Below are 25453 nucleotides of genomic sequence, written 5' to 3'. Positions count from 1 at the left end.
GCTGTTAGATTAATGAGATATTGAATGCACCGCAATCCTTGGCAGCGAAAATGATCGTTTTTTGGTGAATAGGCTGGAATTGGCGAGGCGGGCAAGATATATCGGGGCGTGAGATAACCCGGTGAAAGCACAGATATTTGAAGCGACTAAAGAAAATATTGAAGAGCGATGGCGCCAAGGCGGTAATCAGCCTGTTGGCGGCGGGGTACATCTGGTTTGTCTCCCGCACAAGTCGCTGGCAGGTCATCAATGGGGAAGCCCCTCATGCAAGAATGACAGCGGGCGAGCCGTTTATTCTCGCCTTCTGGCATGGCCGCCTGTTGATGATGCCGATATCCGTGCAGCGTAAAACCCCGGTTCATGTCATGATCTCCCATCATGGAGACGGCGAGATCATTGCCCGGACGATCAAGCATTGGGGGCAGGAAAGTATCCGGGGGTCCGCGACCAAGGGCGCGGCCGCCGCGATCAAGCAAATGCTGAAGGTCCTGAAGAAGGGTGAAGTGGCCGTCATCACACCGGACGGCCCGCGCGGGCCCAGAATGCGCGCGCAAGAGGGGGTGGTGCGTCTCGCGGCCCTGTCCGGCTTGCCCGTTTACCCGGTGAGTTTCTCCACAACGCGCGGCAAAATACTCGGCAGCTGGGATCGGTTTTTTCTTGCCGCTCCCTTCAGTCGGGGAGTGGTCATCTGGGGAGACGCGATCGAGGTCCCGCGGCACGATAAGGATGGTGCCTTTCAAAAGGCGCGGAATGCGATTGAAGACAGTCTCAATGAAATCACCCATGCAGCAGACAAGGCGTGTGGCCGCGAGATGGTGGAGCCGGAGCCCCGGGATAAACTCGTCAAACCGCATAAGAAAGCAGCTGAAAACTGATGCATATGGCTCTTTACAATAGCCTCTTGTGGATTGGTGCGCCGATCCTGCGTCGACATATGCGAAAACGAATTGAGGCAGGCAAGGAAGACCCAAGCCGGTTTCAAGAACGGATGGGGACGGCATCTTTCTCGCGCCCTGAGGGCCAGTTAATCTGGATACATGCCGCTTCTGTAGGAGAATCCATATCTGCGCTTGCGCTGGTTGATGGGTTGCTGGAAAAGCACTCCCGGCGGCATATTCTGGTGACGACTGGAACGCGCACATCGGCTGAAATCATGGCCGCAAGATTGCCGGATCAAGCCTTTCATCAATATGTTCCTATTGATGAAAAACGCTCGGTACGACGCTTTCTCAATCATTGGCGGCCGGATTTCGCCATCTGGATGGAGTCGGAGATCTGGCCAAACCTGATCATGGAAAGCGCACATCGGCACATCCCGATGATGATGGTCAATGCCCGGATCACAGAGAAATCCTATCGTACTTGGCAGAAATCTCTTGGTTTTTCTCGAAAACTCCTGCGGAGTTTCAGCTTTTGCTCCGCCCAATCGGAAATCTCTGCGGACCGGTTGCGTGATCTGGGGGCGTATTCCGTAGAATGTTTCGGCAACCTCAAATTCACGGCGGAACCCTTGCCGGTTGATACGGCGGCGCATGAAACATTGTCATCCTCTGTCGCGGGGCGCCCCCTCTGGCTCGCCGCCAGTACCCATCGGGGGGAGGAAGCCTTTATTCTTGCGGCGCATAAGCAGCTTACAGTGAAATGGCCTGAACTCCTGACGATTATTGTTCCCCGCCATCCGGAACGGGGAGAAGAGGTGGCTGCCCTGGCCGCCAACCAGGAAATTGTGACGGCCCGGCGATCCGCGCAGGATCCGGTTTTGCCGGAAACAGGCGTATATATCGCGGATACGATTGGTGAGCTGGGCCTGTTTTACCGTTTGTCGAATATTGCCTTTATCGGCGGTTCGCTGGTGCCGAATGGAGGGCAAAATCCGCTGGAGGCCGCGCGTCTTGACTGCGCGTTGTTGCATGGGCCTCATATGGATAATTTCGCGGATATTTTGGATAGTTTTGATCAATTCTCGGCAAGCAAGGAAGTTGCTGATGCCGCGTCTCTGGCGGAGGCCGTCGGACAGTATTTCCAGACGCCAGAACTCTGCAGGGAAATGGCCATGCGCGCGGCGCAAGTCGTGGCCGGGGGACAGGAGACACTTGAGAAAACGCTAAAGAAGATCGAAGACCTCCTGACGGGGAGGGCGCAATGAAGACGCCACAATTCTGGCAACGCGATAGCAATAGCCTCCTGCCACAACTGTTGACTCCGGCCGCCTGGCTTTATGGGGCTGTCAGCCGTTTTCATCGTTCCTTGCAAAAAGGGGAGAGCGTATCAGTTCCGGTTATCTGTATTGGCAATGTTGTGGCAGGCGGTGCGGGCAAGACACCGACCGCCGTTGCCATCGCCCGCTTCTTACTGGCTGAAGGAAAGAGACCTCATTTCTTAACACGCGGTTATGGGGGCTCAATTTCTGAGCCTACTCGTGTTGTGCTGGACGTGCATACATACCAGGATGTCGGGGACGAGCCGCTTATCCTGGCCGAGACGGCCCCGACTTGGGTCGCGAAGGACCGGGCCGCCGGGGCGCGTGCAGCCGCAGAGGCGGGGGCGGATGTGATCATCATGGATGATGGATTCCAGAACCCGTCCCTGGTAAAGGATCTTTCCCTGCTTGTGCTTGATGCCGAATATGGAGTGGGCAATGGGCGTCTGCTTCCTGCCGGACCGCTGCGGGAAAATCTGGCAGCAGGACTGGCACGGGCGGATGCAGTTATTCTTGTTGGAAATGAAGTCAGCAATGTCTTAAAAATCCAGTTAAATAACTTTAAACCGGTTTTTGCATCAAAACTCGCTCCCAAACCCTCTTCGGAAGTTATTGGCGGGGAGAAGGTCGTTGCCTTCGCAGGCATAGGGCGGCCAGAGAAATTCTTTGCCAGCCTTCGAGAGGTTGGATGCGAATTAATAAAATGCTTTAGCTATGCGGACCATCATATTTATAACAAAGACGAAATCATGACTATGGTTGAGCAGTCTTCCAATGAGAATGCTGTCCTTGTCACGACCCGGAAGGATTATGTCCGACTTCCGGTTGAAGCAAAAATGATGGTCACTGTATTCGATGTCGACATGATATTTGAGAAGCCGGACGCCTTGCAGCCCCTTCTTCTTTCAGTACAGAAAGAAGGGTAGTTCATGAAAAAAGTCTCCCTTAAATATCGACTGGAGTATATCGCCGTCAGGGTTTTTATGGCGATTTTTCGTGTGCTGGGCCGAAAGAATGCCGCCGGGTTTGGGGCCTGGCTCGCCCGCAAGATCGGCCCTCGCATGAGCGTTCACCAGCTTGCACGGGAAAATATGAAAACTGCTTTGCCGCATCTCACGGGGCGGGAAGTTGATGAGAGCCTCATGCAAATGTGGGGTAATCTCGGTCGTAATGTTGGGGAGATTCCGTTTAATCGCGAGATCCTGAGCGATACGGAAACGGTTGAAATTGTCGGCGAGGAATATTTGAAGGATTATTCTGAAAGCGGCAAGGCAGCATTTTTTGTGACTGCTCATTATGGTCCCTGGGAATTGGTTGGGCTGATCGGGCGTCGGCTTGGTGCGCGCGCGACCGGCATCTATCGCGCGGCGAACAATCCGCTGGTTGAGGCGTATTTTCAGGCCATGCGCGCCGATCCAAATTATAGCTTTGTTCCAAAAGGGGCAGAAGGTGCGCGGACCATCGTCAAGGCAGCTCGTAACGGCGGGGCGATTGTCCTGCTCAACGATCAAAAGCTGAACACCGGCGTTGCGGTCCCCTTTTTCGGGCAAGATGCCATGACCGCGCCGGCGGTGGCGGAAATTGCCATCAAGAAGAATGTGCCGGTTTATCCCATGCGGGCCGAGCGGCTGGAAGGCGGGCGTCGCCGCCTGACCATCTATCCCGCCCTGGAAATCTCGCGCAGTGGAGATAGAAAAGTGGATGTCTACGCGCTGTTAAAAGAGATTAACGAGATTTATGAGCAATGGATAACCGAGCGGCCGGACCACTGGTTTTGGGTCCATAACCGCTGGTCCTAAGATTTTATGCGTTAGCTTGCCAAGGCGAGGCGCGCTTTTTCATTCCGGACACGTTCAAGGCGCTCAAGGGCGATCTTGTCAGCAATTTCGGCGGTCGTTACCTTTTCCCGCTTGGCCCGTTCGAAGATACTCAGGCAGGTGTCATGGATGCCTGCGACATGCTGCATGGCCTTCTCACGGTCAAAGCTCGGGCCTTCATGACTGATGATAATAATCCCGCCCGCGTTAATCGCGTAGTCGGGTGTATAAAGAATAGCTTTTTCCGTCAGCGTACGGGCATGGCGATCCTCGGCGAGCTGGTTATTGGCGGACCCGGCAACAACGCGAACCTTTAACCGGTCGATTGTATCATCATTGAGGACTGCGCCAAGTGCGCAGGGCGCGAAAACATCTGCTTCCTGATCATAGATCGCATCGATGGAAACCGCCTTTGCACCGAGGTTCTTGACTGCTTTTTCGACCGCAGCTTCATTAAGGTCGGCGACGATCAATTCCGCTCCGGCATCTTTCAAGAGTTCGCACAGGCCATAGCCGACATTGCCAAGACCCTGTACAGAGACTTTAATGCTGGCAAGAGATTTCTGTTTCAGTTCAAATTCGACTGCCGCGCGCAGGCCATGAAAGACGCCCCACGCAGTTGCGGGCGATGGATCGCCGCTATTGCCTTCGCTGATCCCGGCGATATGGCGGGTGGAACGACGGGCAATTTCCAGATCCGTGACAGAGGTGCCGACATCTTCCGCCGCGATGTAGGTGCCGCCCAATTGATCGACCGCCCGTCCAAAGGCTTCCATAAGATCGGGAGTCTTTTCGGTGCGTGAATCGCCGATAATGACTGACTTGCCACCGCCGAGATTTATTCCGGCGAGGGAAGATTTATAGGTCATGCCGCGGGAGAGGCGCAGGACATCGGCAATGGCCTCTTCCTCATTCTGGTAATCCCACATGCGGGTGCCGCCGAGAGCCGGTCCGAGTGTCGTGTCGTGGACGGCGATAATTGCCTTCAAACCCGATTTTTTATCATGGAAAAACAAAACATCTTCGTGATTGTCGAATTCTTTTGCGGAAAATACAGTCATCGCGATCCTCTAAAAATAATTACCGAATCTAGCTCCGTATCCTTGATATTTTCCTAATAAACCCCGAAATCAATGCAATTTTCACTGATTTTTAATCTTCGCAGCATCCTTGCGCCAAATTCCGGAAAGGATTTGCAAAATTTCCACTGGCTTTAATGAAAAGAAATAAAAATCCGCTCAAAAAATGCGGTTTTGTCGGGAATGGGCTTGATTCACGTGATTCACAAGCGGTCTGTCTCGGTGAGAATACTCTTAACCGCTTCTCCAATCTTGAGGCTGGATGTTAGCCCCGGGCTCTCCATGCCGAACAGATTGACCAGGCCCTGAATGCCGTGCTCGGGCTCTCCCGAGAGTATGAAATCTGCCGCTGCACCTTCTGGTGTCTGGACTTTCGGGCGGATGCCGGAGTAGGCGGGGATCAGGCAGTCGTCAGGTAGCGCCGGGAAATAGCGGCGGATCGCCTCGTAAAAATCAATGCAGCGGGCGGGATCAACCTCATAGTCGATTTGATCGATCCACTCCTGATCGGGGCCAAAGCGGATCTGTCCGCCAAGATCGATCGTGACATGGATGCCGAGGCTCGCTGTATTTGGCACCGGATAGATCAGGTGAGAAAAGGGAGAGCGCGCCGTCATGGTAAAGTAACTACCCTTGGTGAGGTAGCGCGTCGGGATATGGTCGGGTGAGAGGCCGGTGATCTTCGCCGCCACATTTTGTGCCGATAACCCGGCCGAATTGATCAGGTTGCGACAGTGCACTGTTGTTCCCCCGGCAGTGACGGCAAACCCGTCCACTATTGCCTCCGCCTTATCGAACGGGGTGTTGTAGGCAATGGCGCCGCCGCTATTCTCAATCTCCCCCACATAGGAGAGCATGAGCTGATGACTGTCGATAATCCCGGTGGAGGGGGAGAGGAGCGCCGCCGTGCAGTTGAGCGATGGCTCCATCTTCAAGGTCGCGTCGCGCGCAAGATACTGGATGTCGTCAACGCCATTGGCGGCCGCCTTTGCTGCGAGGGAATCGAGCGTTTCCAGCTCCGCTTCCGAGGTCGCGACAATCAGCTTGCCGCAGCGTTGATGGGGGATATGGCGGGAGGCGCAATAGTCATAGAGCTGATGCTTCCCCTCAACGCAATACCGCGCTTTCAGGCTGTCTTTGGGATAATAGATCCCCGCGTGGATAACCTCGCTGTTGCGCGACGATGTTTCTTCCCCAAAATGCGCAGCACGCTCCAGTACAAGCACATCTCGGCCCGCGACCGCGAGAGTCCGGGCAATGGCGAGGCCGATAACGCCGGCGCCAATTACGATATTCTCAACATCAAAAGACATAGCCGTCCCTAACAGTTTTCACTTCATTCACAAAGGGTTGATTTTACCTGCGCGTGGAGACGTTTACGATAAGGTATGAGACAAATTTTCGCCATCGTCTTTCTTGCCATGTTCGGACCGTTTATCGGTGCCTTGCCGGCGAACGCCAATCCGGAATTATGGGCGAAGTTCTGGCCGCAGACGGATTTCTCCCGAAGCGAAGTGCCGTTTGATGAAATTCGAAATGGCGGCGTCCCAAAAGACGGTATCCCGTCAATTGACAATCCGAGGTTTATTCCTGTCGCCGAGGCTGATCATCTAACAGCGACGGAGCCTGTGATTGGCGTTGTTGTGAATGGCGAAGCAAAGGCCTATCCCCTGCAGGTCCTGATCTGGCATGAAATCGTGAATGATGAGATCGGCGGCGTTCCCGTCGCCGTGACCTTCTGTCCGCTCTGCAATGCCTCCATGGTGTTTGACCGGCGCATAAATCATCCGGAGAAGGGGGAAATATTGCTTGAATTCGGAACGACCGGAAAGCTCCGCCATTCCGATCTTGTCATGTATGACCGACAGACGGAAAGCTGGTGGCAGCAATTTGTCGGTCGGGCGATTATCGGGGAATTGACCGGAACAGAGTTGGAAATGCTCCCGGTGAGAATCGAATCCTTTACCAAGTTCAAAGAACGCCAGCCAAGTGGCTTGGTTCTTGTCCCGAATGAGGAAAATTTTCGCCGCTACGGGATGAATCCGTATCAGCAATATGACAGCGCCTGGCAACCTTTCCTGTATAACGGGGACCTGCCAGATGTCGTCCCGCCGCTTTCCCGGGTTGTGGTAGCGGAGGGGCGCGCCTGGGCGCTGGATTTTCTGCGCCAGAGAACGCGCATCGAGACGCCGGACGGGCTCATTCTGGAATGGGAAAAAGGGCAGAATTCTGCGCTTGATGCTGCCATAATCGGAGAAGGTGTCGATATTGGCAACGTAACCGTGCGCCGCCGTACGGACACGGGATACAAGGATATCCTTTATACGGTTGATTTTGCTTTTGCCCATCACGCTTTTCACCCTGATCAGCCAATCATCTTTGAGTAAGGATGATTTCTACTTTCCGTCAACTTTTTGTAAATGCGATCCGGATATGGTGCTTGTCTTGTATCGGTGGCTGGTTTACTAAATTACCGCATCATATCAGATCATGGATGCCAGTTGGCGGCGGTGAGAATTGCTGGGGGCGAATAGAACGTGTCAAACGTGACGGTGACTTTGGACGACTCAAATCCTGAGAAAGAAGAGCAGCCTACCCGCGCGCATATTATTGTGGTGGGAAATGCCAAGGGTGGTTCGGGTAAATCCACAACCGCCATGCATATTATTATTTCTTTGCTGACCATGGGCTTCAAGGTCGGGGCTATCGATCTGGACGGCAAGCAGAAGACGCTCGGACGATATATTGAAAACCGGCAGAATTATATCACGAAGAAAAATCTGAAACTGCCGATGCCATCACTCAAGGTGATCGAGCCAAGCCCGAAGAAAAATATGGACGAGGCGCAGTCGGATGAGCGGGCGAGATTTGTCGGTGCCCTGCAGGAACTTGTCTATGAGAATAACTTTGTTGTCGTCGATTGTCCCGGTGCCGACAGCTTTATTTCCAAGCTCGGCCATTCCTTTGCCGATACCCTGCTGACACCGATGAATGACAGCTTTATCGATCTCGATTTGCTAGCCACGGTAAACGGGACCAGCCTGGAGGTTGAAAAGCCAAGCTGGTACAGCGAAATGGTCTGGGAACAACGTAAAAGACGGGCGCTTATCGATAATCACAAGATTGACTGGGTAGTAATGCGCAACCGGCTCTCTCATACGGATGCGCATAACAAGCGCCATATCGAGAAAATCCTGAAAAAGCTGTCCTCTCGGATTTCCTTTCGGGCTGCTCCGGGCTTTGGTGAGCGGGTCGTTTTCCGTGAACTGTTCCTGAAAGGGCTGACGATGCTTGATTTGAATAAAAAGGGCGTCGGCGTTAAAATGTCCATGAGCCATGTGGCCGCGCGCCATGAACTGCGCCATTTGATCAGGTCACTGAACTTGCCCGGTATTGAAGACAAGGTCGAAAAACTCTAGCTACGGCTCCGTGAAAGAGATTCAAGATGATGACGACAGAAGAAGCCGCGGTTGCGCTTGCGAAGCTGGGTCATCCTGTCCGACTTAAGATTGTTCAATATCTTGTTCAGGCAGGGGAGGCGGGGCTGTCTGTCGGAGAAATTCAGGCGCTTCTGGAAATACCCGGCTCCACCTTATCTCATCATATCTCCCATCTGGTGACTGGCGGTCTGATCCGTCAGGAGCGTGAAAGCCGCACCTTACGCTGTTTTGTTAATTACAAGCAGGTGGAAGGGCTTGTTGAACTGCTGACCGATAAATGTTGCGCAGGAATTGATCTTCCGAAGGCCGAGGCTTGACCGAAAGCGGCTGATTGCACCAAAAATCTATTATTTCGACAATTATCGAAACAACTGCTTGCAAAGAGTCAGTGTGAATGCTATTTATTCAATAATTCGATAAAACTCGAAATATGGAATTATTGATATGTCTATTAATGAAGCTTTACAAAATCTCTCGCACAGCCGGTCCCGGTTATGGGCTCTGCTGACTGATCGCGTCATTCTGGCGTCGCTCTCCATCGTGTTGCTGCTGGCAATCGTTGATCCCGCAAACCTCCCGGTTAGTCTTGCATTCCTGTGGGATGCTGTTGTCAGCATGGCACCCTTTTTCGCCATTGCCATCGGTCTTGCTGCCTATTTCTCGGCAACCGGTGCCGATAACCTGATCGCGCGGGCCTTCTCTGGCTCACCGATGACGGCGATTGCCGCGGCATCAATGGTAGGTGCCCTGTCGCCTTTCTGTTCCTGCGGTGTGATCCCGCTGGTTGCCTCGTTGCTTACAGCCGGAGTGCCGCTTGCTCCGGTAATGGCCTTCTGGATTGCCTCCCCCATCATGGATCCGGAGATCTTCGTGCTGACCTCCGTCGGGATTGGCTTTGAATTTGCCATCGGAAAAACCTTTATTGCCGTTGCGCTGGGACTGTTTGCGGGATCGGCGGTATATCTGCTGCAGCAGCGGGGTTGGGCGGCCGACCCGCTGAAGGGTGAACTTTCTGGCTGCCGCAAGAAAATTTCGCTCACCGGTCCGGTGGACGTGCAGTGGAAGTTCTGGCAGGAGACAGATCGGTCTCGGCAGTTCGCCAGCGCAGCGGCCTCTAATGGCTGGTTGATCGGTCGCTGGTTGATCCTGGCATTTCTGATTGAAAGCCTGATGGTGACCTATATTCCGACAAGCTTTATTGAAGCTCTGGTCGGACAGGATAACATTTTTGCCATTCCGCTTGCCGTCCTGATCGGAATCCCGAGCTATTTAAACGGCTATGCGGCTATACCGTTGGTCAGTGGCCTTATCGATCTTGGCATGTCGCAAGGAGCCGCAATGGCCTTTATGACGGCAGGGGCGGTATCCTCCATCCCGGCGGCAATCGCGGTGTTCGGCCTCGTCAAGAAACCTGTTTTCGCGCTTTATCTCTTCCTCGGGGTTTCAGGATCCATCGTGACTGGCATCGCCTGGCAGGTTTTTAGCGAATCTTTTTAAGGGGTGACGCCAAAGAGCTCCGGGGCAGAATGCTGAAAAGCCATTCATTTGGCTCCATAATATTAGAAAAATATAAAATAAATAGATGGCCGGACCATTTATTAGGTCCGGCTAATCGAAAATTAACCTTTACTCTCTACGCTTTTCATTATGGCGACAGGTCTCCTTATAATCCTTCGGGAGAATAACGGGACAATCTCGCAGAAAAGGAGGAGCGTATGTTAAGCTTTATTAACCATACCAGGCATTTTATCTTTCGTTATGCCGGCATGCGCTCTGTCATTTCTTTTGGACTTGCAGTGCTCTTTCTCGCAGCCACGTTGGTTTCATTCCAAGTGACAGACGCAACAGCCCAGAATATGTGCTTTGAACGAACCGCCCTAATGAAGCATTTAGGCGGTAAATTTGAAGAGGCACCGGTTGCAGCGGGTCTCGCTGCGAATGGAAGTGTACTTGAGGTCTTTTCAAGCCCCGACGGGGTAACCTGGACAATAGTTCTGACCCAGCCCAATGGCGCAACCTGTGTGATGGCGTCGGGTGAATCCTGGGTTGGCGTGAAGAAATCCAAAAAAGGCAAAGTCAGTTAGCCGCATATACATGCTTAATTAAAGCGCGTAGCGTCAGGTAGGGCTTTGTGATGTATATGGTTGAGAAGAGCCGGGTCGGTTGATCCGGCTCTTTTTCGTGTTTTTTCCATGAAGCGCGACAGCGGGCTATACAGTTTCCTGAAATTTGCGTAGCTTGCATCTGAGGTTTTCTACAGGTCAAACAAGAAGGAAAAAACATGATCGGTTACATTACCCTCGGAACAAATGACATTGATAAAGCGACGGAATTCTATGAAGCTCTGCTCAGCGAAATCGGGGCGAAGCGCGTTGTTAATGAAGACCACCTGAAAATGTGGAGTGTTGCGCGCGGTCAGCCGATGCTGGGCGTTATCAAACCCCATAACGGGGAAGCGGCCACCTTCGGCAATGGTACGATGCCTGCGCTATTGCTCGACAGCACTGAAACAGTCACCAAAATGCACGCCAAGGCAATTGAACTGGGCGGAACAGACGAAGGTGCGCCGGGCCCACGTGGTGGCGGTCAGCTATTCTTTGGCTATTTCCGGGATCCGGAAGGGCACAAGATCGCTTTCTATGCGCCGAATAAGGCGAAAGACTGACGCCTAAAAAGTTGGGGCCTCGACATTCGCATTGAGGAGCGCTTGCTGAAGCTGGGATTTAAGGCGGGAGAGCCCTGTTTCGTCCCTGGCTTCGCAGCGTGCAACCAGAACCGCCTGAGTATTGGATGCGCGCAACAGCCACCAGCCATCCTCGGTATTCACCCGAACGCCATCAATATCGGAATAATTCGCGCCAGCGGCTGCAAGGGCGTCCTGAATGCGGGTAACCGCATCGAATTTCTCCTCATCCGGGCAGGCGAAACGCAACTCCGGCGTATTGATCATTTCCGGCAGCTCATCACGCATCTGATCAAGAGATTTGTCGCTTTTGCCAACTATATTGAGAAGACGGAGCGCGACATAAGGCGCATCGTCATAGCCGTAATAGTGATCGTTATAGAAGATATGCCCGCTCATCTCGCCAGCTAGCGGGGCATTGACTTCCTGCATTTTTGACTTGATCAGGGAATGACCGGTCCGCCACATGATCGGCTCGCCGCCAAGATCGCGCACCGCATCAAAAAGGACCTGACTCGCCTTTACATCGGCAATAACCGGGGCACCGGGACTGTTAGCCAGAATTTCCCGCGAAAGAATGGCGAGCAGTTGATCGCCCCAGAGTATCCGCCCTTGTCCATCGACAACGCCGATGCGGTCCCCGTCGCCGTCAAAGGCGATGCCGAGATCGGCATTCACGCCCTTCACCGTGCGGATCAGGTCTTCCAGGTTTTCCGCGACGGTCGGGTCGGGATGATGGTTCGGGAAACTGCCGTCGATTTCATCAAATAGCAGCGAGTGGCTGCCAGGAAGTTTGGCGACTATCTTGCGCAAGACCTCACCGGTAACGCCGTTGCCGCAATCCCAGACCACGCTTAATTCGCGACCCGCAACAAAGTCCTGCAGGACGCGGGCGACATAGTCTTCCATGATGGGATGATCGATGACTTTGCCGGTACCTTCTGCAAACGGGCCGTTAGCGCTTAAGCGCCCGAGTTCCTGGATTTGCGATCCATAAAAGGATTTGCTTCCCAGCATCATCTTGAAGCCATTGTGGCTTGGCGGGTTGTGAGACCCGGTAATCATGATCCCGCCGCCCGCTTCAAGGGCGTAGGTCGCATAGTAAAGCATCGGTGTCGGGCCCATCCCGATGTCGAAGACATCAACGCCTGTAGACGTCAACCCTTTTGTAAGGGCGGCTTTTAACTTGGGCGATGTTGTCCGCCCGTCATAACCGACAGCGACATTGTGAAACCCACCCTGTTTGAGCAGCGTTCCGAAAGTGCGGCCAATGGCCTCGGCGTCGGCCTCGAACAAGGTTTCATCAATGATCCCCCGGATATCATATTCGCGCAAGATAGTCGGGTTAAACTCATGCTTGGTCATTTGTCGATGCTTTCCAGAATTCTAATTTTCTCAACTAATTAGGGCGCCCGATACTTCGATAGGTAAACCCTTTTAGAGCCATATCATGAGGATCATAAATATTCCGTAAATCCACCATAACAGGTGACTTCATCATGGATTTTACGCGCGTAAGGTCCAGCGCCCTGAATTCATTCCATTCGGTAATAATGACGAGGGCGTCTGCCCCCTCAAGAGTAGCATAGGAACTATTGCAAAAATCAACATCAGCGAGCAGGTTGCGCGCCTCCTCCATGCCTTCTGGATCATAAGCCCGGATAATTGCGCCCCCGGCGACCAATGCAGGAAGGATATCAAGACTGGGGCTTTCGCGCATATCGTCGGTATCCGGCTTGAAGGTGAGGCCGAGAACGGCAATCTGTTTGCCCGATACAGAACCGCCACAGGCATCAATCACACGTTCGGCCATCTCCATTTTACGCTTTTCATTGATATCAATGACCGTATCGACAATGCGAAGCGGGGAGCCTTCCTCGATAGAGGTTTGGAATAAGGCGCGTGTGTCCTTGGGAAAACAGGAGCCACCGAAGCCCGGACCCGGATGCAGGAATTTCGCTCCGATACGCCGGTCAAGACCAATCCCGCGCGCGACATCATGCACATCCGCGCCGACTTTCTCGCACAGGTCCGCGATTTCATTGATGAAGGTAATCTTGGTCGCCAAAAATGCGTTGCCTGCATACTTCGTCAGCTCTGAGCTTTCCAGGCTGGTAATGACAAGCGGTGTCTGAAAGAGCGAGAGAGGCCGGTAAATTTCCCCCATAACCTCCTGTGCGCGCTTTTCCGTGGTGCCGACAATCACGCGGTCAGGACGCATAAAATCCTCGATTGCGGCCCCTTCGCGCAGAAATTCCGGGTTGGAGACTACATCGAAATCCGCCTCAGGGCTGGTCTCGCGCAAGATGCGCTCCACCTCGCGTCCCGTCCCGACGGGGACCGTAGATTTTGTGACAACCACCGTATAACCGGTTAAGGCGGTTGCGATTTCCCTTGCGGCGGCGTAGACATAAGTGAGATCCGCCTGACCATCTCCGCGCCGGCTGGGAGTGCCAACGGCGATAAACACCGCATCAGCATCCTCGACGGCGGTTTTCAGGTCAGTTCCGAATTTAAGATACCCTGATCGGGAATTCTTCTCGATCATCGCCTGAAGGCCAGGCTCGAATATCGGGACTTTGCCTGCGTTCAGGCTCGTAATTTTCTCTGCATCCTTGTCAATGCAGATTACATCATGCCCAAATTCCGAAAAGCAGGTACCCGAAACCAGCCCGACATAGCCAGTTCCAATTACAGCGATACGCATCGCAAAATCTCCGTCCTGTTAGTCGTGAGATATTATATTACAGCTTATTGGCAATTTTTTTGACAATATCCGATAAATCGCTCTTCATGTCGTCACGGTTGAGGGCAAAAGCGATATTGGCTTCGAGAAAGCCAATTTTATCACCGCAGTCGTAGCGGGTGCCGTCAAATTTCATGCCGAAAAAGGGATCTCCACCGAGCATTGCGGAGAGCGCGTCGGTCAACTGGATTTCATTTCCGGCACCGCGGGCCTGGTTTTCCAGAAGGTCAAAGATATTAGGCTCCAGAATATAGCGGCCAATGACCGCGAGATTGGACGGGGCATCTGCCGGTGCCGGCTTTTCCACAAGGCCATTGATCTCAATAAGATTTCCGTTTTCTTGACCCGGGCTTAAAATACCATAACGAGAAGTATGCTCTTTTGGTACTTCCATCACCGCCAGCATATTGCCGCCGCCAACCTTTTCCCGCGCCGCTGTCATCTGAGCGAGGCAGGGAGTGTCCGCAAGGATAAGGTCGTCCGCGAGAATGACGGCGAAGGGTTCATCACCCACCAGGCGTTTTGCACACCAGACCGCATGGCCGAGGCCCAGAGGTTCCTGCTGACGGATATAGGCGATGGAACCGGCTTTGGGCACACTTTCCTGTATCTCTCTTAGGACATCATTTTTCTGCCGCTCGCTTAGCACGCTTTCCAGTTCATAGGATCGGTCGAAATGATCCTCGATGATGGTCTTGCCGCGTCCTGTGACAAAAATAAACTCTTCAATCCCGGCGTCGCGCGCTTCTTCAACGGCATATTGAATAAGTGGCTTGTCGACGACGGGGAGCATCTCCTTGGGCATTGCTTTTGTCGCGGGGAGAAATCTCGTTCCAAGTCCCCCGACAGGGAACACGGCCTTGCGAACTTTTTTGGGCATACTGATTTGACCTGCTGAATTAACTGTAAAATTTATGGCATTTCACCTGCCGCGAAGGCAAGCCCTTATTGTATCTAGCTTTTTAAGAGTACGTCTTTCGCTTCGTTGAGTTTGGCTGCCATATAGTCGGAACCATTGTGATCAGGGTGGAACTTTTTCATAAGTCTGCGGTGGGCGGCCTTTATGTCTGAAGCCGAGGCTTTGCTGTCTAGTTCAAGGATTTCAAAGGCCTCCTGCCGGGTCATGGGGCCGTCGTTACTTGCGGCGCGGGTGCGCTCTTCCTTCGACTTGCTTTCGCCGCTCTCTGTCGTGAAATCTTCACCAAACTTTCGAGAAATAAAGCTTTCCAGAATAGCCATGGTCTGCTCATCGGCGATACATTCCTGTTGAAATTCTCCAATTTCCATACGCGAAAGGGTGGAAAGCTGGCGCCCTTCGAATCGACCTTGCAGTATCGTCGCGTCCATCTCGCCGCTGTCATGATTGAGCGTTGCTTGCAGCCAGTCCGTTTCAACATCTGATTTTTGTCCTGCAGAAGGTTGGCGGGCGCTGAATAGGGACTTGTTTCGCATGAAGAAAAGCGCGGCAACGATGAGCGGCGGCGCATAGGCGAAGCGGCCCGTCAGTATAAAAAAACCTGCGAGGACAGAAAGAATTATCACCGCCGAAATCCGCAATGCCTTGATTAATTTTTTTGGATCCGCGGTTGCAATTGCCTGACTGCCGACCATCAAAGCCAGCAGCAATGAAACTCCAATGATAAAATAAGCCAGCATCCGGGCTACTTGATCTGCTTGAGAAGCAGTCGAGCTTCACCACCGGATTTCTGGCTGAGATCGCTAAGGGCTTTGCGGCCCCCGGCAGCATAGGCCGCGACAGCCCGGAGCAGGTTGCGCAGCGTTGCCGCGCTGGCGCTGTCGAACCGGCAATAGGCACCGCCGGAAAGCTTGCCAATCTGCCGGAAGCAATTTTCCGCGATCGTATCATGCCCCTCCTGAAAGAGGAAAATGGGGACTTTCAGCATGCCCAGTTGCCCGGCCAGATGACAGAGCTGATCCGCGTCTTCCTCCATGCAGTCACCCACATAAACAAGGGCATTGACCCGTTCCTTCTTGGTTTGACGGAGAGCATGCTTCAAAACCTTTTCGATTTGTGTATGACCGCCAAGGCAGAACACCCGCGACATCGGACGGATCAGTGCCTGGCTATCGGATGTCCAGCCGGTTGCCTTGAACTCCCCGAATCCGCGAAAAAAAGCGATTTGTAACTCAAGGCCGCCGATTGCCGCCGCTTCTTCAAACATTTCATGCTGTAAATGCGAGGCCCTGTCCCAGGTTGGTTGCCGGCTTGCTGTGGCATCAATGGCGAAAATCAGTCGGCCATTCTTGCCGTTCGCGACACGTACAGGGGTTGCCGCTACCTTTTTCAGGAATTCAGCGACATCATCCCTGCCAGTTTCATCTTCAGTTTTTTCGATATTTTTGGCCAACTTCAGCCTTTCCCCATTGTCGTTCCCTAACCTTTAAATAGGAGGTTTTGCGTAAAAATTCAATTAAAGAGCAAATTGGCTTGCTCTGTGAACAGGGCTCGGACAAGAATGGCAACAAAAGAAAAATGAAAGGAAGATCTGCCCATGAAAACCGATCCTTTCTGGTGGGATGCGGCTCGGCCGGAACCGACCCATTTGGCGTTGCCGGACGCCCTCAGCGATGTGCTGATTATCGGGGGTGGTTATACAGGCCTGTCGGCGGCGCTGACCCTTGCCAAAAGAGGACAGTCGGTCACGGTTCTGGAAGCAGAGATGCCGGGCTTTGGCGCCAGCAGCCGGAATGGCGGTATGATTGGCAATTTGCTGAAGCCGGGACTTTCCGGCCTGATCGACAGCTATGGCGTGGAGCGGGGTTGCGCTATCTATAAAGAGGCGCTGGCGTCAGTTGAGTTTATTGCAAAGCGGATCGGAGAGGAGGGGATCGACTGTGACCTTGAGTTGAATGGCCGCTTCTATCCCGCTGTTTTGGATAAGCATTTGCAGGCCATGGAGGGTGATTTCAAGGTTCGGCAGAAATATCTCGATATTCCCGAAGAGATGGTGGGGCCAAATGACTACGCGGAAGATGTCGACAGCGCCGGTTACAAGGGTGGCCTCCGCCAGCACCACACCGGCGGGCTGCATCCCGCAAAATATGTAAAGGGCCTGGCGCAAGCCGCAACGAGGGCAGGGGCCCGGATAATCGCACCACTTCGCGCAGAGGAAATAATTAAAAATTCAAACGGGTTCGCTGTTAAAACGGCGACTGGAACGCTTGAGGCCCGCACGCTCCTGATCGCGACCAATGGCTATGGCGCCGGCCTCTATCCATTCTTGCAAAAACGTGTCTTTCCTGTCGGCAGCACAATGATTGCGACCGAGGAACTCTCCGAAAATCTGGTGGCGAGCCTGTTCCCGACCCGGCGGATGATCACGGATACACGCAAGATGCTGAGCTACTATCGTCCGTCACCGGATGGTCGTCGTGTTTTGCTTGGCGCACGCCCGACCATCTTTCCCGCCGCGCCCGAGGTACAGGCGCGCTCCCTCAAGAAGACGCTGGATTCCATCTTTCCCGCGCTCCGGCAGGCATCGGTCAGCCATATCTGGTCTGGCAATGTCGCGTATGACTTTGCCGCCATGCCGACCATCGGGGAGCATGAGGGCGTCTTCTATGCCATGGGCTATTGCGGCTCGGGTGTCGCTATGTCCGGCTATTTCGGGCATAAGGCAGCGCTCAAGATACTTGGTGATCCGGAGGGGGAAACAGCATTTGACGGATTGCCGTTTGAGGATCGTTTCTACTATAACGGTAAGCCTTGGTTTCTGCCGGTCGCGATGATTGGTTACCGCTTTCGGGATTATTTTGGTTTCTGATGACAATTTCTGCCTTTTTCTCCTTGCCGACCCATCGCGAGACGTTGCGCCTGGCTTGGCCGATTATCCTGTCGAATTCCTCGGTGCCGCTGCTTGGCGCGGTGGATACGGCCGTTGTCGGGCATCTGCCGGAACCACATTACATCGGGGCCGTCGCCATCGGTGCGCTTATCTTCAGCTTTCTCTATTGGGGCTTCGGGTTTCTCCGCATGGGCACGACGGGTTTTGTTGCCCAGGCCTCAGGACAGGAGGACGCGACAGAGGTGCGTTCGGTCCTTGCACGTGCTCTGATCCTTTCGGGCATTATCGCGGTCATTGTCCTGATCCTTCAGGCATTTGTTCTCTGGCTGGCGCTCTTGCTGATCGAGGGATCAGCTGAGGTTGAAGGCGGCGCGGCGGACTATTTCTTTGTCCGCATTTGGGGGGCACCGGCGGTTCTCGCGAACTATGCGCTGATGGGCTTCTTTATCGGGATCCGCAATACCAAAGCCGCGCTCACGGTGCAGATATTCATGAACGGCCTTAATATCATCCTCGACCTGATCTTTGTTATCGGATTTGGCTGGAATGTGATCGGTGTCGCGGCGGCAACGGTGATTTCCGAATCCCTGGCGCTTCTGCTGGGGCTCTATATCGTCCGGCGGGAGCTTGCGCAGATTGGCGGCGTGTGGAAACGCTCGGCGATCCTGTCCCTTGCCAAGATGGGGCGGCTTCTGGCGGTTAATTTCGATATTTTTATCCGTACCATTCTGTTGATCTTTGCCTTTGCCTATTTCACGGCGCAGGCCGCGAAGGAGGGGGATGTTACGTTGGCGGCGGTCGCGGTGCTGATGAATTTCATGCATTTCATGGCCTTCGGCCTGGATGGTTTCGCCTTTGCGGCGGAAGGCATGGTTGGCACGGCGGTTGGTGCGAAAAAGATCGATAAGCTGAGAGAAATTGTCTATGTCAGCGGGTTCTGGGCGCTGGTGGTGGCCTGCCTTTATGCGCTGGTCTATCTCGTGTTCGGTCCGCTGATCATCAATCTTCTGACCGGCATCGAGGAGGTGCGCCTGCGTGCCAATGAGTTTCTGCCGTGGCTCATAGGGATGCCGCTGGTTGCCATCTGGTCCTACCAGCTCGACGGGATCTTTATTGGGGCTGTACAGTCGAAAGAGATGCGTAATGGCATGATTATCTCCTTCGCCGCCTATATGTCGGCAATGTTTCTTCTTGGTAGCCAATGGGGAACGCACGGCTTCTGGGCAGCACTGATCGTCTTCTTCGTCCTGCGGGCGGTGACTCTCGCCGTGGTGTATCCGCGAGTGGAGCAGCGCGCTGGGGCTTGAATGCCGCTATTTAGCCTGACGGATCCGCATCCGTTCAATTGCGGAAAAGGCCATCGGGACAAGCGCGATAATCAGGCTGATACGGATCACATGCATGGTGGAGACAAACGCTACGTCAATGCCGAGCGCGAGGGCAACCAGCGACATCTCGGCGAGGCCGCCGGGGCTGAGAGCAAGGATGATGCCTGCAATGCTGACACCGATCGATTCCGCAAAGAAATAGGCGAATATGGCGGCGATCAGCACCATTAGTGTCGTGGAGACAAAGCTGAGGCCGATAACACGACGAATGTCGCGGAAACGGGTGCCGAGAAAGCGGGCGCCAATCGCGGTGCCGATCACCAGCTGCGACGCATAAACAAGAATCATCGGAGGGGAAACGTCTGTAATTCCCGCCATTTGAAAGCCCGCGGTTGCCAGCAGCGGCCCCATCAGGTGATAGGCGGGCAATCGGCACAGATAGCCGCCAAAATAGCCGATCAGTGTAGCAACCAACAGCCAGCCATCTCCTGCGAGATCGTGGATTGAACCGAACAGCGAAACAGCCTGATCATTTCCGGCGAAACCCACGCCATAGCGAAAGATTAACGGCACGGTCATGACAAGGATCAGGATACGGGAAGCATGGATCAGGGCGATTGTCGGGCCGTGTCCGCCCTTTGCCTCACCAACTTCATACATGACATTGAGTCCGCCGGGGGCTGCGGAAAAATAGGCTGTGATGGGATCGAATTTTCCAACACGGCGATAGAAAATATAGACCAGCACCATCGATAATGCGACGCTTACCAACAGGAGGAGCAGGCCACCGCTCCAACGGCCCATGGCCGCGAAAGTGTCCGTGGAAAACCCGCTGCCGAGCATGACACCGAGGATAGCGGTCATTATTTTACGTAAAGTGCCATTGACTGCGAGATTTACGCCCCGAAGCGCGGCAATCGTGGAAAACACCATCGAGCCGAGCATCCAGGCAAGCGGGAGATCGGCGATAAAAAAGAGGGCACCGCCGATCCCGCCGACGGTGAGTGCTAGGCTGGTCCGTTTGAAATCTTGCATTTAGCTTGCCTGATCGAGCAATGTTGTGATGCCGGGATGGTCGAAAACTTGCGCCTGGCGGGCAAGGCGGGCGGTTCGCTCCGCCCTGATTTTTGCATCGGTTATATTTTGCCGGATAAAGCCATGAAGGTCCATCCCGGGCGCCAAGGAATCGCGAAGACGGGACTGGATGGTGATCTGGTCCATCACCGGGTAGCAGGCGTTTTGGCAATTAATTCCGCCAAGGGTGACCGGCAATCCATCCATCAGAAGGCTGCCACGCAGGCTGACATAGGCATGGATGGTTTCAATCGCGCCATGTTTCGCGCAGGTGAGGTCAACCCCTTCCATCCTGACAAAACGGTAATTCTGCCCGATGGCTTCGGTCTCATGCATGCGCGTGAGCTCTCTCTCGTTGAGCCACGTAATATGGACATGCGTGATGGAGCCCGGAGCTGTGTGCAGGGCCGCAGCGACCGACCCGTAGCCGGAAAAATGCGCCGAGTAGCTGCAGCAGATACCCTGAAGCCGCGCCGCTGTGACCGGGATACGATGCTCCTCCGATGTGCCGTACTTCCGGCGCAGTTGCGTCGGTGCACCGTTGGAACCGCAGGCAAGTACGGCGATCCGGCCATCAAAATTCGTATCCGGCGGCAGGTCTTCTGCTCTGCCGCCGGAAAACAGGAAGGAGCCCGCAGGCCGCGCATAGGGGTAGCCAAGCGCGCGGGCAATATCGTCGGGAAGGGATGGCACAGCGGCGTTCAGGCGCCCAAGTGCATGCCGCCGTCAACGATCACGATTTCGCCGGTGATCATATGGCCGCCCTCGGTAAAGCAGAGAACCGCGTCGGCGATATCCTCCGGCTGGCAGACAGCCTTCAACGGGACGTCGCGGACCAGCCTCTTCTTATAAGCGTCATATTTATCCTCGCCATAGCCCTGAAGGAGCCAACGGGTCTCGATAAAGCCGGGGCAGATGGAATTGACCCGGATTTCCGGGCCCATCGTCCGCGCAAGCGCCTTGGTCATTGAGTTGAGCGCCCCTTTGGAGGCGACATAGGCAATACTGGAACCGATGCCGTTTGTCCCGGCGACGGAGGAAATCATAACGATGGAGCCCTTGCCGGTTTCCTTCATATAGGGGGCGACGGCGCGGGACATCTGGAACGGGCCGACGGTGTTGACACTGTAGATATCATAAAAATCATCGGCGTTCAGCCCGTCGAGATCATTATGGGCGACGAATTTCGTCTTGCCGGCATTGTTGACCAGCACATCCAGCCGACCCCACTTGTCTGCGGCGGCCTTGGCCATCGCGCGGCAATCCTCATCCTTGGAAACGTCCCCTTGAAACAAAAGAGTCTCGACACCCTTGGCGGCACAGGCGGCCTCGGTTTCCTCCGCTTCTTTCACGCTTTTCGTGTAGTTAATGACGACGTTATAGCCTTTTTCAGCCAATGCGAGGGCAATTGCTGCGCCTGCGCCTGTGGCGGAACCTGTAATGATGGCAACTTTATTGGATGATGACATGATATTTCCCGTTGTTTTTATTTATATTCTTTCCACAGACTAGCCAAGTTTGTCCGCGATATAAATGAGAAAATATCAACCCGTCATCAGGACGCTTTCCTGAACGTCCCCGTCAGGACCTTGGCGATGACAATGCCCGCTACCATTGCGCCGACGAAAACGATGATTTTCGGATTGCCATAGGCGAGGGAGCTGAGCGCAGGGCCGGGGCAGAGCCCGCCAAGTCCCCAGCCGAGGCCGAACAGAACGGCGCCGGAGATCAGGTATTTATCGAGATCTGTTTTCGTCGGCAGCCTGAATTCCCGGCCAAATAAAGGGACAGGCCGCTTCAGGATGAAACGGAAAGTGATGACGGTGACAAGAACGCCGCCGCCCATTACGAAAGCGAGGCTCGGGTCCCAGTTGCCTGTCAGGTCGAGAAAGCCAATGACCTTGCCAGGGCTGACCATACCGGAGAGCGCCAGGCCAAACCCGAATAGAAGGCCGGAGATCAGACTAATGATATTGAACATGATCAGCCTCCCACTACGCTGCGCATGATGAAGACAGTGACCACCGCAACCGCCATAAAGATCAGTACGGCGGTGAGGGACCGCAATGACAGCCTACCGAGCCCGCATATGCCATGACCGCTGGTGCAACCGGCCCCGACATAGGTACCGCCGCCAACCAGAAGCCCGGCGATGACCAGAAGGGTATAATGTGCGTTGTCGGAAAGTTGGTAGGGGTTGACGTTCAAAAAGGCCATATCCCCGCCGAAAATAGGGTAGGCCACCGCACCGGCAATCAGGCCGACAATGAACAATACCCGCCACAAAGCGTCACCTGATTGCGGCGGAATCAGGTTAGAGAGGATTCCGCTAATGCCCGCGATGCGGCCGGCCATGAGTAGCAGGGTGGAGGCGATCCCGAGAATAATGCCCCCAATCAGGGAACTATAAGGAGTAAAATTTTCCATTTTCGAGTCGTCCTTTATCTAGTCTGTCTGGCAAAATAGAGCGTAGAGAACGGAAATAACCTGCTTTGCCTCATCTCCGTCGAGGGAATAGTAAATTAGTTGTCCGTCGCGGCGGGTTTTTACCAAGCCATCCTTTCGGAGCAGGGCAAGCTGCTGGGAAACGGAAGAAGGACGCATTTCCAGTATTTCCGCTAATTCTTTGACCGAGACCTCTCCCTCGCTCATCCGGCAAAGCAGCAGCAGCCGTGTTTCGCTCGACAAGGCTTTCATCAAGTTGCTGGCGCGGGCGGCGGAATGTTTCATATCACTAATATACATACTTGTATAGCTACGGATGTATAGATATATTGTCAAGCAGGATTAATAGTATAAAAAAGACAGCCGAATATTTAACCGGAGGGCGCGATCAATGAATCCAGATGTAAGGGCATTTTTTCACAAACCGACATTCACGGTCACCTACGTCGTTTCAGACCCGAGCAGCCGGAAAGCTATTATCATTGACAGCGTGCTGGATTATGAAAACAACTCTGGCCGGACGTCAACGACTGCCGCAGATGATATTATCGACTATATCGCATCAGAAAAACTGGAGGTTGAGTGGATATTGGAAACCCATGTTCATGCAGACCATTTGACAGCGGCACCTTACCTGCAGGAGAAACTGGGTGGCGTGATCGGCATTGGTGGCGTAGTGACGTCAATCCAGTCGACGTTCAAAAAGGTCTATAATTTCGGGAGTGATGTCGCCGAGGATGGGTCGCAGTTCCAGCATCTTTTTAAGGATGGCGAAACGGTGAAGGTTGGCGGCATGACCTTGGAAGTCCTGGAAACGCCAGGCCATACGCCGGCTTGTGTTTCATATAAGATCGGGGATGCCGTGTTTGTCGGGGATACGCTGTTCATGCCTGATTACGGTACGGCCCGCTGCGATTTTCCCGGTGGCGATGCGCGAACGCTCTATCGTTCCATTCGCCGGATATTATCCTTCCCGCCGGAAACGCGGTTGTTTATGTGCCATGACTATGGACCGAACGACCGGGAATTTGCGTGGGAGACAACGGTCGCAGAACAATGTGCGAAGAATATCCATATACATGAGGGCGTCAGTGAAGAGGAATTCGTCAAAATGCGGACGGAGCGCGATGCGACGCTTTCAATGCCAGTGCTGATTATCCCGTCGATACAGGTAAATATGCAGGCAGGCAATTTGCCGAAAGCAGAAGGGAATGGCGTTTCCTATCTCAAGGTGCCATTAAACGCCCTGTAGCGGATCAGGAATTACTGTTCTGCGCAATATAGTTGGGAAGTCTTAAGTCCGGCGCCACGACGAAGCAGGAAAAGCGCTGCTCCGCAAGGTTGCTGCATGCTTCGCGTGCCTCTGCCTCGTCAAAGCCGACAAGTTGAGCCCGGTAAAAAGGCTTGCCGTCTGAAATGGCTTTTTCGATGTTAACGCGTCGCCCCTCCAGAATACCACCAGCCTGGGCGGCGGCTTTGTGTAATTGGTTGCGAGCTGTCGTCATTTGACTAAATGCGCCGATTTGAATGGCCCAGTTGGTTCTCTCAATGCGATCCATCTTTAAGGCCGCGGGTTTGCTGCTGATGGTATTAACCACGGCAACATTGCGAATGTGCGAATGGGTCACAGCGGATTTGGTCACGACAGGCAAGGGCGCTGCGGCCGAGGCAACCTGAATTGGCGCGGGTTTGCTATGCGATTGGCCCAAGGCGATCTGCAGAGGCTTGTCAAACGGTAACGGAACGACGGACGGGTGCATTTTCTCGATCCTGCTGAAACCTTTGTCCAGCAGCGTCGTCATATGTGTGTCGCGGCTCTTTGCTGTGCGCCCGCCGAAGACCACGCCGATCAGACGGTTGCTGCCGCGCTTGGCGGAGGCGACCAGGTTAAAGCCGGATGCGCGGATGTAGCCGGTCTTGATGCCGTCTGCGCCCTTATATTTTTTCAGAAGATTATTGTGGTTTTTAAAAGCCTTGCCCTTGTAATCAAATTTTTCCAGCGACAGGAAGTGGTAATACTGCGGAAAATCATGGATCAGGGCCGCGCCAAGAACGGCCATGTCGCGGGCTGTACTTTTCTGATGTCTGTTGGGAAGGCCGCTGGCATTGCGGAAACTTGTCCGGCGCATGCCAAGGCGTCTTGCCTTTTCTGTCATGTCTCGGGCAAATGCCGCTTCACTTTCGGCCATGCTCTCGGCGAGCACCGTTGCGGCATCATTCGCTGATTTCGTGATCAGGCCGAACATTGCATCGCGTACCGTGATCCGATCGCCCTTCTTGAGCCCCAGTTTTGTCGGGGTCTGGCCGGCGGCGCGAGCGGAGACCGGTAGCTTCTGATCGAGCCGGAGCTTGCCGCGCTGAAGCGCATCAAAGGTCATGTACAGGGTCATGATTTTAGTCAGTGAGGCGGGGTAGAGCCGGTCATCCGCATTGCGCGAATAGACCACTTCGCCCGTCCGGCTATCCATGACGACGGCGGCATACCTAGCATGTGCCGTTTCAGGGAGCGTTGTAAGGACTGTTAGGAGAAGAAGCAATCCGCCGAGGAAGTGGGACATACCCCGTCTTGTCGTGGCGGCACGCAATTCCATCCGGATTTTATCCGAAACGCCTTTTAACGTCGCTCTTCTTGAACTCTGTACCAACGGCTTACCTGTATTACTGAACTTACGGATAAAATTACGCTCGGATTTCATCAATCTGGTGAGAGTGTAAAAAATTCGGCGAATCATGTCCATCAAAATCCGGATAAATTTTTTATTCCCAAGTCTTAACAAAATAACTTATCCTCTTGAAGTCTGTAAGTTATCGCGATTTTATGTTTTCCCCTTTAAA

27 protein-coding genes are annotated in these 25453 nt (G+C 53.8%); 13 read left to right on the top strand and 14 right to left on the bottom strand.

Going from position 1 to position 25453, the window contains the following annotated elements:
- The first annotated feature begins 158 nt into the window (after positions 1 to 158).
- From GQE98_RS10930 to GQE98_RS10915, 4 genes are read left to right on the top strand one after another with little or no spacing between them, the layout of a single operon-like run.
- Entirely contained in the window at positions 159 to 875 is a 717-nt protein-coding gene (locus GQE98_RS10930; protein ID WP_214646493.1) for a lysophospholipid acyltransferase family protein, read from the top strand.
- Positions 876 to 880: 5 nt separating this feature from the next.
- Positions 881 to 2146 carry a 3-deoxy-D-manno-octulosonic acid transferase gene (locus GQE98_RS10925; protein ID WP_161315670.1) on the top strand — a complete coding sequence of 422 codons (1266 nt, stop codon included), beginning with the start codon at positions 881 to 883 and terminating at the stop codon, positions 2144 to 2146.
- The gene (lpxK, locus tag GQE98_RS10920; RefSeq protein ID WP_161315669.1) at positions 2143 to 3126 is read left to right on the top strand and encodes a tetraacyldisaccharide 4'-kinase; all 984 of its coding nucleotides are present in this window, start codon (positions 2143 to 2145) and stop codon (positions 3124 to 3126) included. The genes GQE98_RS10925 and lpxK overlap by 4 nt, the downstream gene beginning before the upstream one ends.
- A 3-nt stretch (positions 3127 to 3129) precedes the next feature.
- Positions 3130 to 3999 (top strand): lysophospholipid acyltransferase family protein, encoded by an 870-nt coding sequence (locus tag GQE98_RS10915; RefSeq protein WP_161315668.1) that lies wholly within the window; start codon positions 3130 to 3132, stop codon positions 3997 to 3999.
- Positions 4000 to 4010: 11 nt separating this feature from the next.
- Here the strand turns inward: GQE98_RS10915 and GQE98_RS10910 are convergent, their stop codons facing one another.
- A complete protein-coding gene (locus GQE98_RS10910) occupies positions 4011 to 5078 on the bottom strand; it encodes a Leu/Phe/Val dehydrogenase (protein WP_161315667.1) in 1068 nt (355 codons plus the stop codon).
- Between the two features lie 221 nt (positions 5079 to 5299).
- Complete coding sequence (locus GQE98_RS10905) at positions 5300 to 6409, bottom strand: NAD(P)/FAD-dependent oxidoreductase (protein ID WP_161315666.1); 1110 nt, start codon at positions 6407 to 6409, stop codon at positions 5300 to 5302.
- A gap of 75 nt (positions 6410 to 6484) precedes the next feature.
- On the opposite strand from GQE98_RS10905, the gene GQE98_RS10900 reads away from it, so the two are divergent.
- From GQE98_RS10900 to GQE98_RS10875, 6 genes are all read left to right on the top strand, one after another.
- Positions 6485 to 7483, top strand: coding sequence for a DUF3179 domain-containing (seleno)protein (locus GQE98_RS10900; RefSeq protein ID WP_161315665.1), 999 nt, complete (start codon positions 6485 to 6487; stop codon positions 7481 to 7483).
- 150 nt (positions 7484 to 7633) lie between these two features.
- Entirely contained in the window at positions 7634 to 8515 is an 882-nt protein-coding gene (locus GQE98_RS10895) for a division plane positioning ATPase MipZ (protein WP_161315664.1), read from the top strand.
- Between the two features lie 29 nt (positions 8516 to 8544).
- Positions 8545 to 8853 carry a metalloregulator ArsR/SmtB family transcription factor gene (locus tag GQE98_RS10890; protein ID WP_161316275.1) on the top strand — a complete coding sequence of 103 codons (309 nt, stop codon included), beginning with the start codon at positions 8545 to 8547 and terminating at the stop codon, positions 8851 to 8853.
- 127 nt (positions 8854 to 8980) lie between these two features.
- On the top strand, positions 8981 to 10033 hold the full coding sequence (locus GQE98_RS10885; protein ID WP_161315663.1) for a permease: 1053 nt from the start codon (positions 8981 to 8983) through the stop codon (positions 10031 to 10033).
- A gap of 218 nt (positions 10034 to 10251) precedes the next feature.
- Complete coding sequence (locus GQE98_RS10880) at positions 10252 to 10620, top strand: hypothetical protein (RefSeq protein WP_161315662.1); 369 nt, start codon at positions 10252 to 10254, stop codon at positions 10618 to 10620.
- A 197-nt stretch (positions 10621 to 10817) separates the two neighbouring features.
- Positions 10818 to 11201, top strand: a complete 384-nt coding sequence (locus GQE98_RS10875; RefSeq protein ID WP_161315661.1) for a VOC family protein — start codon at positions 10818 to 10820, stop codon at positions 11199 to 11201.
- 3 nt (positions 11202 to 11204) lie between these two features.
- Here the strand turns inward: GQE98_RS10875 and pgmG are convergent, their stop codons facing one another.
- From pgmG to GQE98_RS10850, 5 genes are all read right to left on the bottom strand, one after another.
- Positions 11205 to 12584: a phosphoglucomutase/phosphomannomutase PgmG gene (pgmG, locus tag GQE98_RS10870; RefSeq protein WP_161315660.1), complete on the bottom strand. Its 1380-nt coding sequence runs from the start codon at positions 12582 to 12584 to the stop codon at positions 11205 to 11207.
- 34 nt (positions 12585 to 12618) lie between these two features.
- Positions 12619 to 13926 (bottom strand): UDP-glucose dehydrogenase family protein, encoded by a 1308-nt coding sequence (locus tag GQE98_RS10865; protein WP_161315659.1) that lies wholly within the window; start codon positions 13924 to 13926, stop codon positions 12619 to 12621.
- Positions 13927 to 13963: 37 nt separating this feature from the next.
- The gene (gene galU, locus GQE98_RS10860) at positions 13964 to 14845 is read right to left on the bottom strand and encodes a UTP--glucose-1-phosphate uridylyltransferase GalU (RefSeq protein ID WP_161315658.1); all 882 of its coding nucleotides are present in this window, start codon (positions 14843 to 14845) and stop codon (positions 13964 to 13966) included.
- Between the two features lie 74 nt (positions 14846 to 14919).
- Positions 14920 to 15621: a DnaJ domain-containing protein gene (locus GQE98_RS10855; RefSeq protein ID WP_161315657.1), complete on the bottom strand. Its 702-nt coding sequence runs from the start codon at positions 15619 to 15621 to the stop codon at positions 14920 to 14922.
- A gap of 5 nt (positions 15622 to 15626) precedes the next feature.
- Positions 15627 to 16334: a VWA domain-containing protein gene (locus GQE98_RS10850; protein ID WP_161315656.1), complete on the bottom strand. Its 708-nt coding sequence runs from the start codon at positions 16332 to 16334 to the stop codon at positions 15627 to 15629.
- Between the two features lie 144 nt (positions 16335 to 16478).
- Between GQE98_RS10850 and GQE98_RS10845 the strand changes: the two genes are divergently transcribed.
- A complete protein-coding gene (locus GQE98_RS10845) occupies positions 16479 to 17750 on the top strand; it encodes an NAD(P)/FAD-dependent oxidoreductase (protein WP_161315655.1) in 1272 nt (423 codons plus the stop codon).
- Positions 17750 to 19078: an MATE family efflux transporter gene (locus GQE98_RS10840; protein ID WP_161315654.1), complete on the top strand. Its 1329-nt coding sequence runs from the start codon at positions 17750 to 17752 to the stop codon at positions 19076 to 19078. Before GQE98_RS10845 ends, GQE98_RS10840 begins: the two co-directional genes overlap by 1 nt.
- A gap of 6 nt (positions 19079 to 19084) precedes the next feature.
- On the opposite strand, the gene GQE98_RS10835 is transcribed toward GQE98_RS10840, so the two are convergent.
- From GQE98_RS10835 to GQE98_RS10810, 6 genes are all read right to left on the bottom strand, one after another.
- Positions 19085 to 20134, bottom strand: coding sequence for an AbrB family transcriptional regulator (locus GQE98_RS10835; RefSeq protein ID WP_161315653.1), 1050 nt, complete (start codon positions 20132 to 20134; stop codon positions 19085 to 19087).
- Positions 20135 to 20866 (bottom strand): hypothetical protein, encoded by a 732-nt coding sequence (locus tag GQE98_RS10830; RefSeq protein WP_161315652.1) that lies wholly within the window; start codon positions 20864 to 20866, stop codon positions 20135 to 20137.
- Positions 20867 to 20874: 8 nt separating this feature from the next.
- A complete protein-coding gene (locus GQE98_RS10825) occupies positions 20875 to 21642 on the bottom strand; it encodes an SDR family NAD(P)-dependent oxidoreductase (RefSeq protein ID WP_161315651.1) in 768 nt (255 codons plus the stop codon).
- A gap of 86 nt (positions 21643 to 21728) precedes the next feature.
- Positions 21729 to 22154, bottom strand: coding sequence for a DUF6691 family protein (locus GQE98_RS10820; protein WP_161315650.1), 426 nt, complete (start codon positions 22152 to 22154; stop codon positions 21729 to 21731).
- 2 nt (positions 22155 to 22156) lie between these two features.
- Positions 22157 to 22600: a YeeE/YedE family protein gene (locus GQE98_RS10815; protein WP_161315649.1), complete on the bottom strand. Its 444-nt coding sequence runs from the start codon at positions 22598 to 22600 to the stop codon at positions 22157 to 22159.
- Positions 22601 to 22618: 18 nt separating this feature from the next.
- Positions 22619 to 22903, bottom strand: a complete 285-nt coding sequence (locus tag GQE98_RS10810) for an ArsR/SmtB family transcription factor (protein ID WP_161315648.1) — start codon at positions 22901 to 22903, stop codon at positions 22619 to 22621.
- 106 nt (positions 22904 to 23009) lie between these two features.
- Here GQE98_RS10810 and GQE98_RS10805 point away from each other — a divergent pair, with 106 nt between their 5' ends.
- Positions 23010 to 23870: an MBL fold metallo-hydrolase gene (locus GQE98_RS10805; RefSeq protein WP_161315647.1), complete on the top strand. Its 861-nt coding sequence runs from the start codon at positions 23010 to 23012 to the stop codon at positions 23868 to 23870.
- Between the two features lie 4 nt (positions 23871 to 23874).
- On the opposite strand, the gene GQE98_RS10800 is transcribed toward GQE98_RS10805, so the two are convergent.
- Positions 23875 to 25350, bottom strand: a complete 1476-nt coding sequence (locus GQE98_RS10800) for a D-alanyl-D-alanine carboxypeptidase (protein ID WP_202526229.1) — start codon at positions 25348 to 25350, stop codon at positions 23875 to 23877.
- Positions 25351 to 25453: the final 103 nt, after the last annotated feature.

The organism is Sneathiella litorea (assembly GCF_009882915.1).
Lineage (GTDB): Bacteria > Pseudomonadota > Alphaproteobacteria > Sneathiellales > Sneathiellaceae > Sneathiella > Sneathiella litorea.
This window is presented reverse-complemented; position numbering and strand designations above follow the sequence as displayed.